The 16,288-nt window shown below is 42.7% G+C and carries 12 protein-coding genes, 1 tRNA gene and 2 rRNA genes; 11 read left to right on the top strand and 4 right to left on the bottom strand.

Annotated elements, in window-relative coordinates; translation table 11 throughout:
• Window positions 1-26: 26 nt before the first annotated feature.
• From metX to NMK36_RS01370, 6 genes are all read left to right on the top strand, one after another.
• Window positions 27-1,076 carry a homoserine O-acetyltransferase MetX gene (gene metX, locus NMK36_RS01395; protein ID WP_254172831.1) on the top strand — a complete coding sequence of 350 codons (1,050 nt, stop codon included), beginning with the start codon at window positions 27-29 and terminating at the stop codon, window positions 1,074-1,076.
• 111 nt (window positions 1,077-1,187) lie between these two features.
• Window positions 1,188-1,688, top strand: coding sequence for a CGLD27 family protein (locus NMK36_RS01390; RefSeq protein WP_072719044.1), 501 nt, complete (start codon window positions 1,188-1,190; stop codon window positions 1,686-1,688).
• Between the two features lie 36 nt (window positions 1,689-1,724).
• Complete coding sequence (locus NMK36_RS01385; RefSeq protein ID WP_072719043.1) at window positions 1,725-2,678, top strand: asparaginase; 954 nt, start codon at window positions 1,725-1,727, stop codon at window positions 2,676-2,678.
• Between the two features lie 192 nt (window positions 2,679-2,870).
• Window positions 2,871-2,944, top strand: a tRNA-Met gene (locus NMK36_RS01380).
• A 416-nt stretch (window positions 2,945-3,360) separates the two neighbouring features.
• On the top strand, window positions 3,361-4,677 hold the full coding sequence (locus NMK36_RS01375; RefSeq protein ID WP_072719042.1) for a M16 family metallopeptidase: 1,317 nt from the start codon (window positions 3,361-3,363) through the stop codon (window positions 4,675-4,677).
• 94 nt (window positions 4,678-4,771) lie between these two features.
• Window positions 4,772-5,800 (top strand): C39 family peptidase, encoded by a 1,029-nt coding sequence (locus NMK36_RS01370; RefSeq protein WP_072719041.1) that lies wholly within the window; start codon window positions 4,772-4,774, stop codon window positions 5,798-5,800.
• 97 nt (window positions 5,801-5,897) lie between these two features.
• Here the strand turns inward: NMK36_RS01370 and nadC are convergent, their stop codons facing one another.
• The 4 genes from nadC to rrf (NMK36_RS01350) form a co-directional block, all read right to left on the bottom strand.
• A complete protein-coding gene (gene nadC, locus NMK36_RS01365; RefSeq protein WP_072719040.1) occupies window positions 5,898-6,749 on the bottom strand; it encodes a carboxylating nicotinate-nucleotide diphosphorylase in 852 nt (283 codons plus the stop codon).
• Window positions 6,750-6,881: 132 nt separating this feature from the next.
• A 5S ribosomal RNA gene (rrf, locus tag NMK36_RS01360) occupies window positions 6,882-6,998 on the bottom strand.
• A 168-nt stretch (window positions 6,999-7,166) separates the two neighbouring features.
• Complete coding sequence (locus NMK36_RS01355; protein WP_254172830.1) at window positions 7,167-9,521, bottom strand: 5'-nucleotidase C-terminal domain-containing protein; 2,355 nt, start codon at window positions 9,519-9,521, stop codon at window positions 7,167-7,169.
• A 373-nt stretch (window positions 9,522-9,894) separates the two neighbouring features.
• Window positions 9,895-10,011 (bottom strand): 5S ribosomal RNA (gene rrf / locus NMK36_RS01350).
• A 296-nt stretch (window positions 10,012-10,307) separates the two neighbouring features.
• Here rrf (NMK36_RS01350) and NMK36_RS01345 point away from each other — a divergent pair.
• The 5 genes from NMK36_RS01345 to NMK36_RS01325 all read left to right on the top strand — a co-directional run bounded on the left by NMK36_RS01345 (window position 10,308) and on the right by NMK36_RS01325 (window position 16,045).
• Window positions 10,308-10,835, top strand: a complete 528-nt coding sequence (locus NMK36_RS01345) for an FxLYD domain-containing protein (protein WP_254172829.1) — start codon at window positions 10,308-10,310, stop codon at window positions 10,833-10,835.
• 287 nt (window positions 10,836-11,122) lie between these two features.
• Entirely contained in the window at window positions 11,123-13,297 is a 2,175-nt protein-coding gene (locus NMK36_RS01340) for a dynamin family protein (RefSeq protein ID WP_254172828.1), read from the top strand.
• A gap of 39 nt (window positions 13,298-13,336) precedes the next feature.
• On the top strand, window positions 13,337-14,317 hold the full coding sequence (locus tag NMK36_RS01335; protein WP_254172827.1) for a TRAFAC clade GTPase domain-containing protein: 981 nt from the start codon (window positions 13,337-13,339) through the stop codon (window positions 14,315-14,317).
• 11 nt (window positions 14,318-14,328) lie between these two features.
• Window positions 14,329-15,453 carry a hypothetical protein gene (locus NMK36_RS01330; protein WP_254172826.1) on the top strand — a complete coding sequence of 375 codons (1,125 nt, stop codon included), beginning with the start codon at window positions 14,329-14,331 and terminating at the stop codon, window positions 15,451-15,453.
• A 148-nt stretch (window positions 15,454-15,601) separates the two neighbouring features.
• Window positions 15,602-16,045: a retroviral-like aspartic protease family protein gene (locus tag NMK36_RS01325; RefSeq protein WP_072719036.1), complete on the top strand. Its 444-nt coding sequence runs from the start codon at window positions 15,602-15,604 to the stop codon at window positions 16,043-16,045.
• Window positions 16,046-16,288 lie beyond the last annotated feature (243 nt).

Here is a 16,288-nt window from a genome sequence, read left to right as displayed (position 1 = left end):
GGGATCACTTCAACAGGGTAGAAAGCATGGATTACCAACAATTTATTTCACCTTTAACCCAGTTTTATCAACTCCCTCAACCGTTTCAACTTGAATCCGGGGCGGTTTTGGAGAACGTTCAGATTGCCTATCGTACCTGGGGAACCCTCAACCCAGCAGGGGATAACGGGGTTTTGGTTTGTCATGCCTTTACGGGTTGGGCAGATTTAGAGAATTGGTGGAGTCCATTGTTGGGAACGGGGCAAGCTTTGAATCCAGACCAGGATTTTATTGTCTGTAGCAATATTTTGGGCAGTTGCTACGGTACAACGGGGCCGACTTCGATCAATCCCCAAACTGGGCAACCCTACGGCCCCACGTTTCCTAATATTACGATTCGGGATATGGTTCATCTCCAGGCTCAGTTAGTTGCAGCCCTGGGAATTCGCTCCTTGCGTCTGGTCATTGGTGGGTCATTAGGAGGGATGCAGGTTTTGGAGTGGGCTTTGCTTTATCCCTCACGGCTACGGGCGATCGCTGTCATTGCGGCATCGGGTCGGCACTCGGCTTGGTGTATTGGGTTAAGTGAAGCTCAACGTCAGGCAATTTATGTCGATCCAAATTGGCAAGGTGGTTATTATTCGCCTGAAAAACCACCTCATCAAGGTTTAAAGGTGGCTCGGATGATTGCCATGACCACTTATCGTTCCTGGCCTAGTTTTAGTGAACGTTTTGGCCGTCAAACCCAAGCTGAAGCTAAATTTGCGATCGCTAATTATTTAAACCATCAGGGGGATAAATTAGTCGAACGGTTTGATGCGAATACTTACATCACGTTGACTCGAGCAATGGATTCTCATGATGTTACCCGTCCCGAAAAAACCTATGAAGCGGTTTTACAAAGTATTTCTCATCCCACGTTAATTATCGCCATTGACTCGGATGTTCTGTACCCCGTTGTTGAACAGGAAGAGTTGGCTGCTTTGATTCCCCAGGCTAAGTTAGTATTTTTGGACTCCCATCATGGTCACGATGCGTTTTTAATGGATATGGATGCTTTGAACCGTCTGTTACTAAGGTTTCAAGCTGACATTTGATTGGAAATATCAGCCCAACAGAGAAAACAATCCGTCTGTCAAATCGTTATCATAGTTTGGATAAACATAAAATTATTGATTAGCCCATCCTAGAAAATCTCAGATTTTGATATGAGAGAGGTTTCCGTGTCCGTCTGTCCAGTTCCCCCTGAACAACGTCCTGTAAATGAATATCAAGAATTGAAAGCATCTTGGTTTTTTAGTTGGGTGATGCTCAACTGGCCCCAATATTTGAGAAAATTAGTTTGGGTGTGGTTTATTAGCTGGGTGATTTTTTGTCCTGTAGCTGCTGCTAGTTTTGCCCCTAGTAAATACCCAGGCCAATTAATACTCAGTGCGGCGACAGGAGCAAGTTTTATTTTAACCTTAGTCGTGATTCGGTTATCTTTAGGCTGGTACTATATTAGATCCCGTCTGTTGAGTTCTAGAATTTTTTATGAAGAATCAGGATGGTATGATGGCCAAACTTGGCTCAAAACCCCTGAATTTTTACTTCAAGATCAACTTATTCTTACCCACCAAGTTCAACCGATTCTGACTCGATTACGAAAAACTTATTACGGTTTAGCAGGATTGTTGGCAGGAGGCGGACTAATCTGGATCTTATTGTAAAGACTCACCGAATCCAATTCAAATATAATCTTAAATATGACACGGGGAAAACGAACACAAGCCAAAGAACTGGAAGTTAGACTCCTGCGGGAAGGACTCGTTGAGTCTACCCATCGGGTGCAAGCGACCGTCTGTGATAGCCGAGGACGAGTATTATCTGTTGCGGGAAATTCCGACACGGCGACTTTTATCCGGTCTGCCCTAAAACCGTTTCAAGCCTTAGCGGTGATCACAACAGGCACACTGGAACGATATGATTTAACCGATATTGACTTAGCGATTATTTGTAGTTCTCATCAAGGAACCATCGAGCAAGCGCGACAAGCGTTTAATATTCTCTGGCGAGCAGATGTTGACCCCGTACAACTCCAGTGTCCCATTCCTGAAGGCAAAAATAGCCGTTTGCAGCATGGCTGTTCTGGGAAACACGCCGGAATGTTAGCGGTTTGTCAACAATGCCATTGGCCGTTAGAAAGTTATTTACAACGGAAACATCCTCTACAACAACTCATTATCGGTAAAGTCGGAGAATTATTAGCATTACCCCCCGATGAGTTCCTCAGCGCTAGGGATGACTGTGGAGCACCTACCTATTATCTGGAATTAAGCCAAATGGCGATACTCTATGCTCAGTTGACATCGGGGGATAACCTGGATCGAGAGAGAATTGTTCGCGCCATGACCCATCACCCGGAAATGGTCGCAGGAGTTGGACACTTTGATACGGAATTAATGCGTTTAACCGAAGGAGAACTCGTCAGTAAATCTGGAGCCGAAGGGGTGCAATGTGTTGGACGCATTGGCGAAGGTATGGGATTAGCGATTAAAGTCATGGATGGCTCACATCGCGCTAAATATGCCACCGCCATTCATCTATTAAAACAAATGGGATGGATTACCCCCACCATCGCCGAAACCCTTGGTGAAAAATTTCTCACCCTCAACGACTTCAAACGCTTAGATGTCATGGGGGAATTGTCGTTTCTTTAAAGTGAGCTATTGACAGCTTGACACTGCGCTGCCCTGAGCCTGTCGAAGGGAGACTTCGGCCTCCCTCATCTCTCCTTGTCCCCTTGTCCCCTTGTCCCCTTGTCCCCTTGTCCCCTTGTCCCCAAAAAATATTTTAAAAAAGGGGTTGTCAAATCCAGAAGGTTATGGTTATACTAGGAAAGGAACAAGCGACGCGGGGTAGAGCAGCCTGGTAGCTCGTCGGGCTCATAACCCGAAGGTCAGTGGTTCAAATCCGCTCCCCGCCATTTTAGAGGTTCTGGAATACGAGAGTTAATCTGGATTGACAAATTGTTGTCCACTTTAACACAATAGTCTCCTATTTGTCTTTTGAACAAGAACTTGCTAATGGCATGGCGAGTTCTTGTTTCTATTGGGTAGATTCTCCTTCTTCTGTCACTTTGAAAATGATTTCCCAGCATTTTTCCATATCTGGAAAATCCGTCAACCGATAATCAGTCCAACCCAGTTGTTGTTTACGTTTGGGGTCATTTCGGTGACTGTCCCCATCCTACTGATTAAGTGCTGATCGCCTCCTCTATCAGTAGGGATAGAATTTTTTAATAAGCCAGGTTAGCCTTGATATCTTAATACCGGGGGGTTTTTCAATTTCCCTCAAAAAGGTCTAAAGTGATAGAAACCTAGACAACCCAAAACACAACGAATGACTTCCATCCTTGTTAAACCGTCTTCGTCTCGACCGATTAATACCCCAACTGTTCATCACCTCTCAAATGGTTTAACCATTGTGGCGGAACAGTTACCTGTGGATGCTGTCAATCTCAACGTTTGGATTAATATCGGTTCGGCGATTGAATCCAATGATATCAACGGGATGGCGCATTTTTTAGAACATATCGTTTTTAAAGGCACACCCCATCTCCAGTTGGGAGAATTTGAACAAAAAATTGAACAACGGGGTGCGGTTACCAATGCTGCCACCAGCCAAGACTATACCCATTACTACATTACCACTGCCCCTCAAGACTTGGCGGATTTAGCTCCTTTACAGTTTGATGTAGTTCTCAATGCTAGTATTGCGGATGAGGCGTTTGAACGAGAACGATTTGTGGTGTTAGAAGAAATTCGTCGTTCTGAGGATAACCCCGGTAGGCGTTCTTTTCGCCAGTCCATGGAAATCGCCTTTGAGCAGCTTCCCTATCGTCGTCCGGTCTTGGGGCCAGCATCGGTAATTGAGCAGTTACATCCTCAACAAATGCGAGATTTCCATCGCACCTGGTATCAGCCTCGCTCTATGACGGTAGCAGTGGTGGGAAATTTACCCGTTGATTCTCTGATTCAAACCGTAGAAGATGCCGTTACTTCAGTTTATCCCGGATCAATCAGTTCTGCCCTCCCAGAGCGTAAACACTGGACTCCTGAAGCCAGTTTTCAGAGCATTGTCCGTCAAGAAATTATTGATGATACGTTACAACAAGCTCGATTATTAATGCTGTGGCGTGTCCCGGGTTTAGAAGAACTGTCCGAAACTTACCCCTTAGATGTTTTAGCGTATATTTTAGGCCAAGGAAGAACAGCACGACTGTTTCAAGATCTCCGCGAAAATCGGGGGTTAGTTTCGTCGATTTCTGCGAGTAATATGACTCAGCGTTTGCAAGGGGTCTTTTATATTTCAGCCCGTTTACCCGTAGAAAATCTGACCGAGGTTGAAGCGATTCTGTGTGATCATATCTCTCAACTTCAAAACGAACCAATTACAGAAGAGGAAATGACAAAAGTTAGGACACAAGTGGCAAATCGGTTTATCTTTAGTAATGAAACACCGAGCGATCGCGCGGGATTATATGGCTATTACCAATCCTTAGTCGGGGATTTAACCCCAGGTCTGTATTATCCTGATCATATTCAAGCATTGAGTTCTACAGAAATTCAACAGGCAGCACAACAGTATTTATCGGCTCATGCTTATGGAATCGTCATCCTGAAACCTCCTGTTCACAGCACAGATTTAGAGGGATGATCGGGATATCTCTAAATTCTTCCCGAATATCGGTAAAATTGTCCTGACAACTTTGATGTCTATGCTTTTGAGTCATTGATGAGAACCAGCCCCTATGAAACTACAGGATTTTATCGGTAAAAATACTCGATATGATATTAAAGCCATTGCTGAAGATGACGAACTCACTCGTCAGATCCAAACTCAACTCATTGGGTTAGGTTTGCTTGATCCCCCAGCCGATGGCATTTTTGGCCCTAAATCAACAGCTTCATTACATCAATTCCAAAAGTTGATGGAGTGTGGTGAAGCGGGTTATCTGGGTGCAATTACTGCGAAAAAGTTAATCGAAACAAAACGGGAACAGATTCCCGTTACCACCCCGATATTGAAAACCCTTAAAAGTACCGTTTTTAAGGTTAAACCGATTGCTTCTTCTCAACTAAATGACTCAGAAAAATTTTCGATTCCTGGCGGAAAAGAATTTGCTGTTTTAGCCTATGACCCCATTCGTGGACATTTACGAGTCGCTTTACGAAATGAGTCTTTTGGAGGATATTCGGTTTTATATATTTGGGGAGAACACGCCCAAATTTATGACAATGGAAAACTGGTTTATCCTAAACCGATTCCATCCAGTTATCGTCTCAATGTTCCCTATAAATCTCAATTAGACAACTGGTTTAATCCCACGGGTTCATGCAATGTGACTTCCATCTCAATGTGTTTGGAATATTTCAAAGCTCGTCGTAAAACCAGTTCGGGTCAACTGGAAGATGAACTTTATGAATATGCGATTAATAAAGGCTATAGTCGTCATGATCCTTATGATTTAGCTCGAATTGTTCGAGATTATGGTTGTCAGGATTATTTTACTGACAATGGAACTATAGACGATATTAAAGATTGGATTGCGGCTGGAAATCCGGCTGTTATTCATGGGTATTTTACTTCCTTTGGCCATATCATCGTTGTTGTGGGTTATGACGAATACGGATTTATTGTTCATGACCCCTATGGGGAATGGTTCTCCTCTGGTTATCGCACCGATTTGAGTGGATCTTATTTACATTATTCTTATCGCTTGATCACGCGAGTTTGCATCCCTGATGGGAATTTTTGGGTGCATTTTATTTCTAAGTAGCCTTTATCAAAAGCTCAGAATTCCCCCTAATTCAGGGGGATTTTCTTTAAGAATATTTAAGCTTAAAATTTCATCGGGGTTATCAAGTTTGAGGATGTTAAATTTTCATGCTTAAATCTAACCAAGTTGAACGGGTAATGGGGGCACTGGTTGAAATATAATCCACCCCGGTTTCTGCAACGGAATGAATAGTTTCTAAGGTAATATTTCCCGATGCTTCTATTTTAATACCAGGATTATTCTGACGAATTAGATGAACTGCTTCCTTCATTAATTCTAAAGACATATTATCTAACATAATAATATCCGCTTGATGTTCTAAGGCGATTTTGACCTGTTCTAAAGTTTCTGTTTCTACTTCAATTGTTAAAGGATAAGGCATGATTTCTCGAATTTGAGTGATCGCTTTTCCAATTCCACCCACCGCCGCAATATGATTATCTTTAATCATAATTGCATCATCTAATCCCATGCGATGATTTTTTGCACCCCCCACTTGAATCGCATATTTTTCTAATACTCTTAATCCGGGTGTTGTTTTGCGAGTATCAACTAATTGACAAGGTAAATCTGCGATCGCTTCTACATATTTTCTCGTTGCTGTCGCTATTCCACTCAATCGCATCGCTAAATTTAATGCCACTCGCTCACCCGTTAATAAGGCTTCTAAACTTCCTTCTAAAGTTGCAATTTTTGTCTCTTTTTCACAATATTCTCCATCCTGAATTAAAGGTGTAAATTGCATCTGATGATCTAAGAGTTGAAATACTCTCGCCGCTACGGATAACCCAGCAATGACACCCTTTTCTTTAACAATCCAATCCGCCGATTTTATCTGATTTCCAATTAATAATCCTGCGGTACTATGATCGCCTCTTCCGATATCTTCTAATAACCATTGTTGTAATAGAGGATCTAAAATAATTCCAGGGGGTAATATCGCCTTCATATTCAATCTATTAGGAATCTCAAAATATCATATAATACCAGGGGTCAAAGAAACCGGGTTTCTAGGCAGTAGGGTAAAAGACTAAAGCCTCCTTCCGATTTATCACTGGAAGAAGGCTTTAGTTGGATATTAACCTGGCACCGAGCTATTTTTCCAGGCGGCTACCCGCCAAGTATCTTCGCCGTATCAGCGTTTCACAGCCGAGTTCGAGATGGGTCGGAGTGGTTCCACTGAGCCATAGGCACCAGGAAAGCTTTACAAACTTTTCGGTGATGATTGAGGAGTTAGCAGTTTTGTGTTTCGCTTGTTTTCCTCTCACAATTTACTAATCTACTCCCTTTCTCGATGAATGTCAACCCCTTTATCAAAAAAAATTTTTGATCGAACTCACGTCACGTTAAAATATAAAATGTCTTGCTATGCGATCGCTTTGAAACTCTCCGCCGTAACTAAGCTAGATGCAACACCATTGAGGCTAACGAGAACTTCTTGGTTAAAAGAGATTAACGTTCCGGTCGCCCCTTGAGTTATCGAAAGTTGCGCGAAAGTTAAACCTTCTGGCAATCCCAAGACATCAACCTTATTCTCAAAGTCAGTCACCACATCGCCACCACCACCAGAGCGCAAAACGAAAGTATCGCTACCTGAATTACCCGTTAAGGTGTCGTTACCTAAATCTCCGAAAAGGATATCGTTACCTTCGTCGCCATTAAGAACATCATTTCCCGCGCCTCCAAAAACAGTATCGTCACCCCCTAGACCCGAAATTTGATCATCGTTGCGATTGCCATTGATGAGATCAGCCTCAGCCGAACCCGTGATGATATCGTTACCATCGAGCGATCGCAGTCCACCCAGTCGTCCCGCCAGCAATCCTGACGCCACTGTAAACACATTATCGTCATCATTCAAGTTAAAAAACTCCGAGGCGAGAGCCGTATCGCTGCGAACCGTCAAGTTTTGAATGCGCTCGTCTTCGGCTGCTGGCACATCGGCCTCGTTGAACAATCCAATCGCCGCCAGATAATCCGCAACCGCCTTTTGCTCCCGACCTGGGGTATTAAAAGTTGAGTCAGATCCTGCCGCTGCGAGGCTGACCGGGTTAGAGGTAGCCGCAAAGTCTGGGAAGGGATAGCCATCGCCTCCATCTGCCAGAAACTTCAGGGTTACAGTACGGAAAGAGCGGTTCGGGTCGCCGACTAACTGACCATTTTCTACCACAATATCCGTAACACTGCCCGATTCATCTCGTAGCGAGAGAGCACGCAAGCGCTGTCCTACAGGTAAACTGGCATCGAAGCTAAACGCCATCCCCCCAACTTGTGGGAACTGACCCGGAGTTGCCCCGGCTGCTGTTTTCGCCAAGCCATGCTCAATTACTTGTTGCAGTTGCGATGCCGTTAGGGTCAGCACCGTTAACTCATTATTGAATCGCATAACGTTTTCAATATCGAGTTGGGAAACTTGTCCCGCTTCCTTCCCAGCAATAGGATTAGCGATCGGTGGGATTTTTTCACCCTCGCTACTAATAGCCCCGATGGAGTAGCGGATACTTCCCCCATTTTTAATTGAGATCGCTACACTCGGATCGACTTGGCGAGCCGCAAACAAATTAGCATCGGCGCCGAGATTACCCAGATTGGTTTCTTGGGTGCGAACATCGCTGGTGTCGCCGTTGAGAAATACCTCGCTGCGGCCAAAGGTATTCCCGTCTTTGGGAACAATGGAAAGTTGTCCCGCAGCCAAGCCAACCGATAATTCCTCATTGGGTGGGACGTTTCCCGTCTCGATCACCCCCGTTTCGTCCGTAGCAAAAGCTCCACTGATCTTGGGGTCAATGCTTGAGGGAATTAGAACCCCATTATCATCAAAATCCGCTACCAAACGCCCCACATACTTATAGTTGCCCTTAGTATTCACAATCGCAACGGGTTGCCCGGTGGCGGAGGTTGTGAGGATGGGGTAGAGACCATCAGCCGTATCTCCGACTCGCAGACGGTCAGTAGCATCCGCCAATATATCGTTAGATCCCCCCGCCACAATCACATCCACATCCCGCAGGCCAGAGGCAAGTTCCTGGTCAATATTCAGGTCTCTCAGATGGGACAACAGAACAATTTTGTTAATCCCTTGGGCGGTGAGGGCATCAATAGAGGGTTGAATGGTGGCCGCCAGAGCCTCGATATCGTTAGGGTCTGAGGGGGATATACCAATATTGCCAGGAGACGAGAGGCTGCCCAAAAGAGGAGTTGTAGCCCCAACAATGCCGATGGGTTGCCCTTGCACGTCAATCACTGTGCTTTTGGCGATGCTGTTGGGTTGGGGGGGCTGTCCGTCAGGAACCACAAATTTTGCTAAATTACTGTCGGTGCTGAAGTCGAGGTTTGCACTCAAAAAGGGGAATTTAGAACCTGGATAGTTATAGACTCCTTCGATAACGGGGTCTGCGGGAATCAAGGAGGCGAGGAGACCCGTACCGAGGTCAAATTCATGACTGCCGAAGGTGGCGGCGTCAAAGAACAAGCCATTGTTAGTTTCAATATCGGCTCGTCCTGCACCGGGTTTACCAATAACATCGCTCAGTGCGGGATCGCTACTGGCGAAGAAAAACGGGCCGGGAATGTATAAATCTCCTGAAGTTAGAGCCAGGGTTTGTTCAGGAAATTGAGAACGCAGGCCGTTGATGACGCTGGAAAAAGGGAGGATATCTTCTAGGGCTTCAACCCCTGCCTCTTGGTCGGATGTATGCAGAATTTGGAGAGTAAAAGTCATAATTTAAACTAACAGTAATATGTTGATATTCACCATACCAGATCCATCTTGAGGTTTAGCTGTTTTGACGCTCTCAGGGCTAAAGTCACTGAGATTTTTTAATCAAAAAAATGACTTGCTCAGGCAGGATTCTTTAACCGGAGTAGAGGACTTATCTCCTAAAGCGTTGCTATAGCGCTACCCATTACGGTTAGGATATTTCTGAATTCTCAAACCCTTTCACCTCTTGCTGTTCCCTGTTCCCTGTTCCCTGTTCCCTGTTCCCTCTTCAAGTAGCGCTATAGATCTTGAAAGAAACCTGGTTTCTGAGAGTGTTAAAAGACTAAAGCCTCCTTCCGATTTATCACTGGAAGAAGGCTTTAGTTTGATATTAACCTGGCACCGAGCTATTTTTCCAGGCGGCTACCCGCCAAGTATCTTCGCCGTGTCAGCGTTTCACAGCCGAGTTCGAGATGGATCGGAGTGGTTCCACTGAGCCATAGGCACCAGGAAAGCTTTACAAACTTTTCGGTGATGATTGAGGTGTTAGCAATTTTGCGATTGGCTTGCTTTCCTCTCACAATTTACTAATCTACTCTGTTTCTCGATGAATGTCAACCCCTTTTTCAAAATTTTTTTCTAGCCTCAACCTGAGCTACAACCTTAAAGCCTGAAACGGCTAGTTTAACGTTGAGTCAAATTGGCCATGATTATGGGGGTTGGTTTGGTTTTCAATCCTTATATGACAAAATTGTAGCAACAGAACCGGATTAATTAGAATAATATTCTAATTGAGGAGATTTGATTATGCCAATTGATTTACCTTGGGCTTTAGCATTTGTGATTGTTTCTGGCTTAATTCCCGCCTTAAAAGCCATTTCAAATCCTTCTCTTTCTCCAACTTCCAACTCATCTCAACATTCTGCCTCTGTAATTGTAACTCAAAATTCAGGATTCACCGTGAGTGATGTTAAATTAGTGCGAGTTGGAGAAGGAACATTAATTCGTTATTCCATTGAGGGAAAGGTTAAAAATAATAGTACAACTTCAATGCGATCGCTGAAAGTTAACTATCGAGAATATCAACAACAGAATGATCAATTAGTCCCATTAGAAGCCGGAGAAGCAACCGTTAATCCCACAGAACTTAAACCCGGAGAAACGGGAATATTTGGTCGTGTCGTCAATAGTCCATTGGAAGTCATACTTATTGAAAGTTTAGTATCTCCTGATCATGGAGAAATTGCTATTAACCAATGTTATGCTAATAATTTAGAACGGCGAGAAATGTGTCGTAGACAATTGAATCCTCAAGGGGTTTATCCTTTATTATAATAATGTGAATTCGAGGGATTAAAAACAGTATGAGATAATGCAGTTAGGTTTTTTGAGTAGATCAGTATAAGCCACCAAAGCCGCCAACAAGTTGAGCAGAAAATTAAAGCGATCGCAACCCATCGAACTCACGTTATTTTAGCAACGTGCAAAAAACTAAGTTTCTGTGAGGAGATTTGGGGTTAAGAGAAGTTGAAAAAATACGATTTATGAAATTCAAAGGATACTTTCTGGTATAATGCCTAACTAAAGTTAATCTCTATATACATGGATATAGATATATTGGCATGAATAAAAGCCAAGAAATTCAGAGCATTATCGCCCAACGTCAGCCCCTCGCCCAAAAGCTGGCAGACATTGAAACGGGGTTATCATCGCTTTATGCTTCGCTCCAGCGATTAGAACAAGAACGCGATCGCCAGCTTCCTCATTGGTCAGGAGATGAGGCTACCAAGTCCAAACTCCAAAAACTGGATTTTGCCAGTTTTGAGCAAAAAATCAGGGAACAGTTAGCCTCACTGCGTAGACTCCAGGGGAGATTTTCCCGCAAAACCCTAAATATTGGGGTAATTGGTCAGATGGGACAAGGCAAAAGCACCCTATTACAGAGTTTGACTGGACTAGAAAATGAGGTAATTCCAGCCCTCCCAGGAAAAGCTTGTACTGCTGCACGGAGTACCATTTGTCATCAATCGGGGAATTTAACCACCGCAGAGATTCAATTTCATGATCACCACTCATTTTTACAAGAAGTCATTATTCCCTATTATGAGAAACTGGGACTGATACCAATTCCCAGTTCTTTGGAAGCCTTTGTTCATGGGGAAATTCCGAGTTTACCCCAAGGCACGAATCAAACGAACATTAATATTTATAATCGCCTCAAAGATGATTATCACACTAATGGTAAAAAATACCAAGAATACTTGGGACGCGGTTCTTTGAATATTCAAGACCCGTCGCAAATTTCTAATTATGTGGCATCAAAATATAATCAAGATTATCAACTGATTAACCATGAATGTTTGGCGGTGAAGCACGTTAAAATTTCTTGTCCGTTTCCTCTGGATGAAATTGGCGCGATCGCTCTGGTGGATGTTCCCGGTTTAGGGGATTTTCGCTTAGGAGATGAGAGTTTAGTCATTGAAGCCCTGGCCCAAGAAGTGGATTTTATTCTATTTATTCGCAAGCCGTCCAAAGACCGGGCAAACTTCGAGCGAAGCGACACAGAATTATATAATTTGGCGAATGAAGCTTTAAACGATTTGCCTTCTCGGTCTATTTTTGTCCTCAATGCTGATCGCAATGGAGAAAATCATGTAAGTTGCCGTTCTCTGAAACGAGATATTGATTCGGAAACGGTGAAAATGCCCGTCCTGGATTGTGTGATTGCTGATTGTTCTTCCCCAGAAGATGCCAATAACAAAGTGCTTCAAGCAGTTCTGGATAATCTGCGATCAAATGTGACGGAATTAGATCGGAATTATACTCAACAAAAAATCACCGATTTGCAAGCCAGTCTGACAAAATTACAGCAGCAATTGCAACTAGCCCAGGGAATCTTACCGGATATCGATGAAGATGAAATGGCTAATGAGTATGATGATTTATTTGATGAATTTTGGGGCAAAATTACCGATGAAATGACCGCATTGCAAAAGGAGCTGATTAAAACTCGCGAAAACCACGATGAAAACCTAAAAGAGCAAATTGAGACCGTACTGCAAGACTGTCGGCAAAATGTGGAAATGCCCACTACTGAAGAAGTGGAAAGACGCCGCAACCGGCTGGATTCTTACGCCAGCACTTACAGTGAATACTTGAAAGAATTAAGAACCAATCTATCGCGAAAATTTCTGGATATGGATAAAGGATTGAAAAAAACCATTGAAGGAACCAAAGCGAAAGTCGCTGATGTTTTAGTAGAAAAGTGTGATTTAGGTGGATTGGCAAAATCTCGCGGGGCAGACTTTCTGGCGGAAGTTGCCAGTCAAATTTCTCCAGACTATACGGAACTGAAAAAAGGTTTTGATATTCTGTCAGGATTTAATCTCTCTTATCGAGGATTAATTCAGCATCGGATTCGCTTGCAATTAGATCCGTTAACCCCGGATAAAACCGCAGAATTGAAAACAGAAGGGGCGAATGCTCAAAATATTTTAGACCACTTACACGAACTGTATCAAGAAACACTTTACAACTGTGAAAATGCCTTGAATGGATTTTTATCAGAACCAAGTCAAGCGTCTTTTGCAATAGTGGAAGAATTTGCTGATCGTGTCCTCCGGGCAAAAAGCGCAGAGAAGGAGTGGAAACGATTTTTGCGACGCAAGCGGGGTCAGATTTGGGAAGATTTTGAGAACCTGCAAAAGCAAATTGATGCCAGTCGAGAATGGTCAAGACTTTTAGACTCAGTTTCTAGCCATATCGATGACTTAGAAGGGTCTTTAAAGAATTTGTAGAATCATCAAAAAACCAGAGTAACGTTGTGAGGAGCGTCAATGACATCTTTTTGGAAAACTCTATTCAATATTCCCCAGGAGCTACCAGTGCTAAACGTCACCATGCTTGGCCCCACTGGAGTTGGGAAAACCAGTTTGCTGACAGCCATGTATGATCAATTTGAAAATGTCAGTCAGGATTTACAGCTTTATGCTGAGGAGGAAAATAAATCTGAGTTAAATACAAGACTCAAAGAACTGAAAAGTCTAGTGGATTGCAGCACCATTAAATTAAAAGATGGTGTTACACAAACAAAAGGTAAACCACGCTCATTCAAGTTTGAGTTTGGACAAACGGGAACAGCACCCGCTCTAAAAATTAATTTCCAAGATTATCCAGGAGAATGGTTAGGAGAAGACGACAACAAAAACAAGGTGAAAGACTTGATTCGAGAATCCGTAGCCATATTGATTCCCATTGAGACCCCAGCTTTAATGGAAAGGGGAGGAAAATACCATGACGATTTTAATCAGCCCACGCAATTAAATGAGCTATTCAAAACTCTCTACAAGGATTTAGATTCACCTCGTTTAGTAATTCTGGTGCCGATCAAATGTGAAAAATACATGAAAAACCCCACAGAGTTATTCAGAAAGGTGAGAAAAAATTATCAGAAAATGCTGAATCAGTTTGCCAGTGAGAAGTTATTGTCCAAAGTGGCGGTAGTGATTACTCCAGTTCAAACCGTTGGCAGTGTGGTGTTTTCACGTGTTGAGGAAATTGACAATCAGCCAATTTTCTACTATCGCAAACCCCAGCCTAGCGACCCCTATCAGCCGAAAAATACTGAACTTCCTTTGCGGTATCTATTGCGCTTTTTGCTGAAATTACATCTGGATAAGAGACGCGCTTCTATATTTACCAGAATTCTCGATTTTTTTGGCCAAAATGATGGGCTGAGAAATGCAGTGAGTCGCTTTGCGGAACCCAAACCCGATGAAGCTGAGATTGTTCAAGGGATAGAGTTATTGAAACTATAAGGAGATAAATTATGGATATTTATGTGCAAAGCCGAGGGGTTTCTAAGGGATATTGCTGGTTAGATAAAGATCAAAAGAAAATTTCCGATCTGCCGGATAATTTAAAGCGGATGCTCGAAATGGTGGATGGCGATTATTTTTCACTGGTGATTTACCGTGCCAATGGTCAGTTATCTTTATTGGTTACAGCCTTGAAATCGCAAAATCGCATCGATAACCGGACTCGGAAAATTTGTAATTCGCTTTTGTGGGTTGGTGATAATTCTAATTCTGATGAAGCCACTTTGCGATCGCTTTCCATTCAAGCTCTGAATGACGAGTTAGCGGCTAAAATTGATCAAGCTGTTGTTTCTGAAAATAATACTCAAGGGTTTAAAGTCAATTTTGAGAAATTAGAACCGAAGAATCTTGGTCTTCCGTCTGTTGAAAATAACGGCTCTGATTCCTCTAAAAAAATCGGCAACTTATCCGCCTTGAAAGATAGCCTAATTGACGACCTGAAAAAATATTCTTTGCCCAAACATGACGGAATGTTAGTTGTAGTGTGTTCAACGGTATCTAAAGATAATCTTGAGCAAAAACAAGTTTGGCGTGGTTTGTCCGATCAAATTTCTGATGATGAGTGGATTGACTTACCCGTAAAGGGGGATAAAGATGACAACTTTCGCCATCAACCTTCTGATTCTAATCGTGATACTAATACATCTTCACAGTCAGAAAAAAGGAAATCTGGAACTACTTCTACGCCTTCTGCGGGTTTACCGACATCTTTTTCAGCCTCTTCAAGAAGTGATAAAAGAAGTTCAGAAGATTCTCCCCTGAAAAAATGGATACCGATTATTGTTGCTTTTGTAATCGGTTTATTAATTGGTATAGTTGGACATTACTTATATTACAGTAATATTCCCAATATGCAAAAAAAACAAATTGAACAAAATGAAAAAACAATTGGCGAACAGGGAGACAAAATTGCCAAGCAGGACAAAACAATTAATGATCAGAAAGACATCATAGACAAAAAAGCAAAAACTATAAAACAAGAAGAAAAACTAATCGAAGACATCTTTAATTATACTAAGGAATTTAGTGATAAAAGCTCACACTTAATAGAGCGTATCAATGGAATTCAAAAATAAATAACCACTAGAAATTGTATAGTGATCGCCCATAATTGGGTCAACAGCCGTTGACCCCTAACCGGGTTTCTTGATCCCACGCGATCGCCCTCAAAATAAGTTACAATTAAAAGACGCAATAACTCCAACTCTTAAGTAGGAGACAAATATGCAAATTCAAAGCAACAATGAAATGGGAAAAGTTTTCGCCACTCTAACAATTACTAACCGCGCCGACCAAATTCTAGCAGAGGCTGGGGTTAAATCAGAAGACCAAATACGCTCAATTACCCTCAAAAATGTATTAGTAGACACGGGTGCAACTACCCTATGTTTACCACAAGAAGCGATCGCCAAACTGGGGCTAAAACTCCTAAAAGAAGTGGACGTAGCCACCGCAATGGGTATTGGTAAAGCCAGAATTTTCCGAGATGCTACCCTATCAATATTTGAGCGGGAAGGAACCTTCGAGTGCTTAGAATTACCAGGAGGTCAAGATGCTCTTTTAGGAGTCATACCTTTAGAAGCTTTGGGGTTAGAAATCGACTTAAAAAATCAAACCTTGAAGGCGTTACCCATCAGTCCAACAGAAACTTATTTAACGATTTTGTAGCAGAAGAAAAAGGAAGGAGGAAGCAATTAAGAACGTCCTAACATCTGCTGCGACTGCTATAGCGCTACTTGAAGAGGGAACAGGGAACAGGGAACAGGGAACAGTAATAATTGAAAGGGTTTCAGGATTTAAAAATGTCCTAACTGTAATGCGTAGTGCTATATATAAACCTATAATTTACTAGAAAATTGGGCTAAAGCCCAACAACAAAAAAGCCCCTCTCCTGTTAGGAGAAGGGTTTCA

The organism is Planktothrix pseudagardhii (genome assembly GCF_904830925.1).
Lineage (GTDB): Bacteria > Cyanobacteriota > Cyanobacteriia > Cyanobacteriales > Microcoleaceae > Planktothrix > Planktothrix tepida.
The sequence above is the reverse complement of the archived record's forward strand: the minus strand, read 5'-3'. Positions and strand labels throughout refer to the sequence as shown.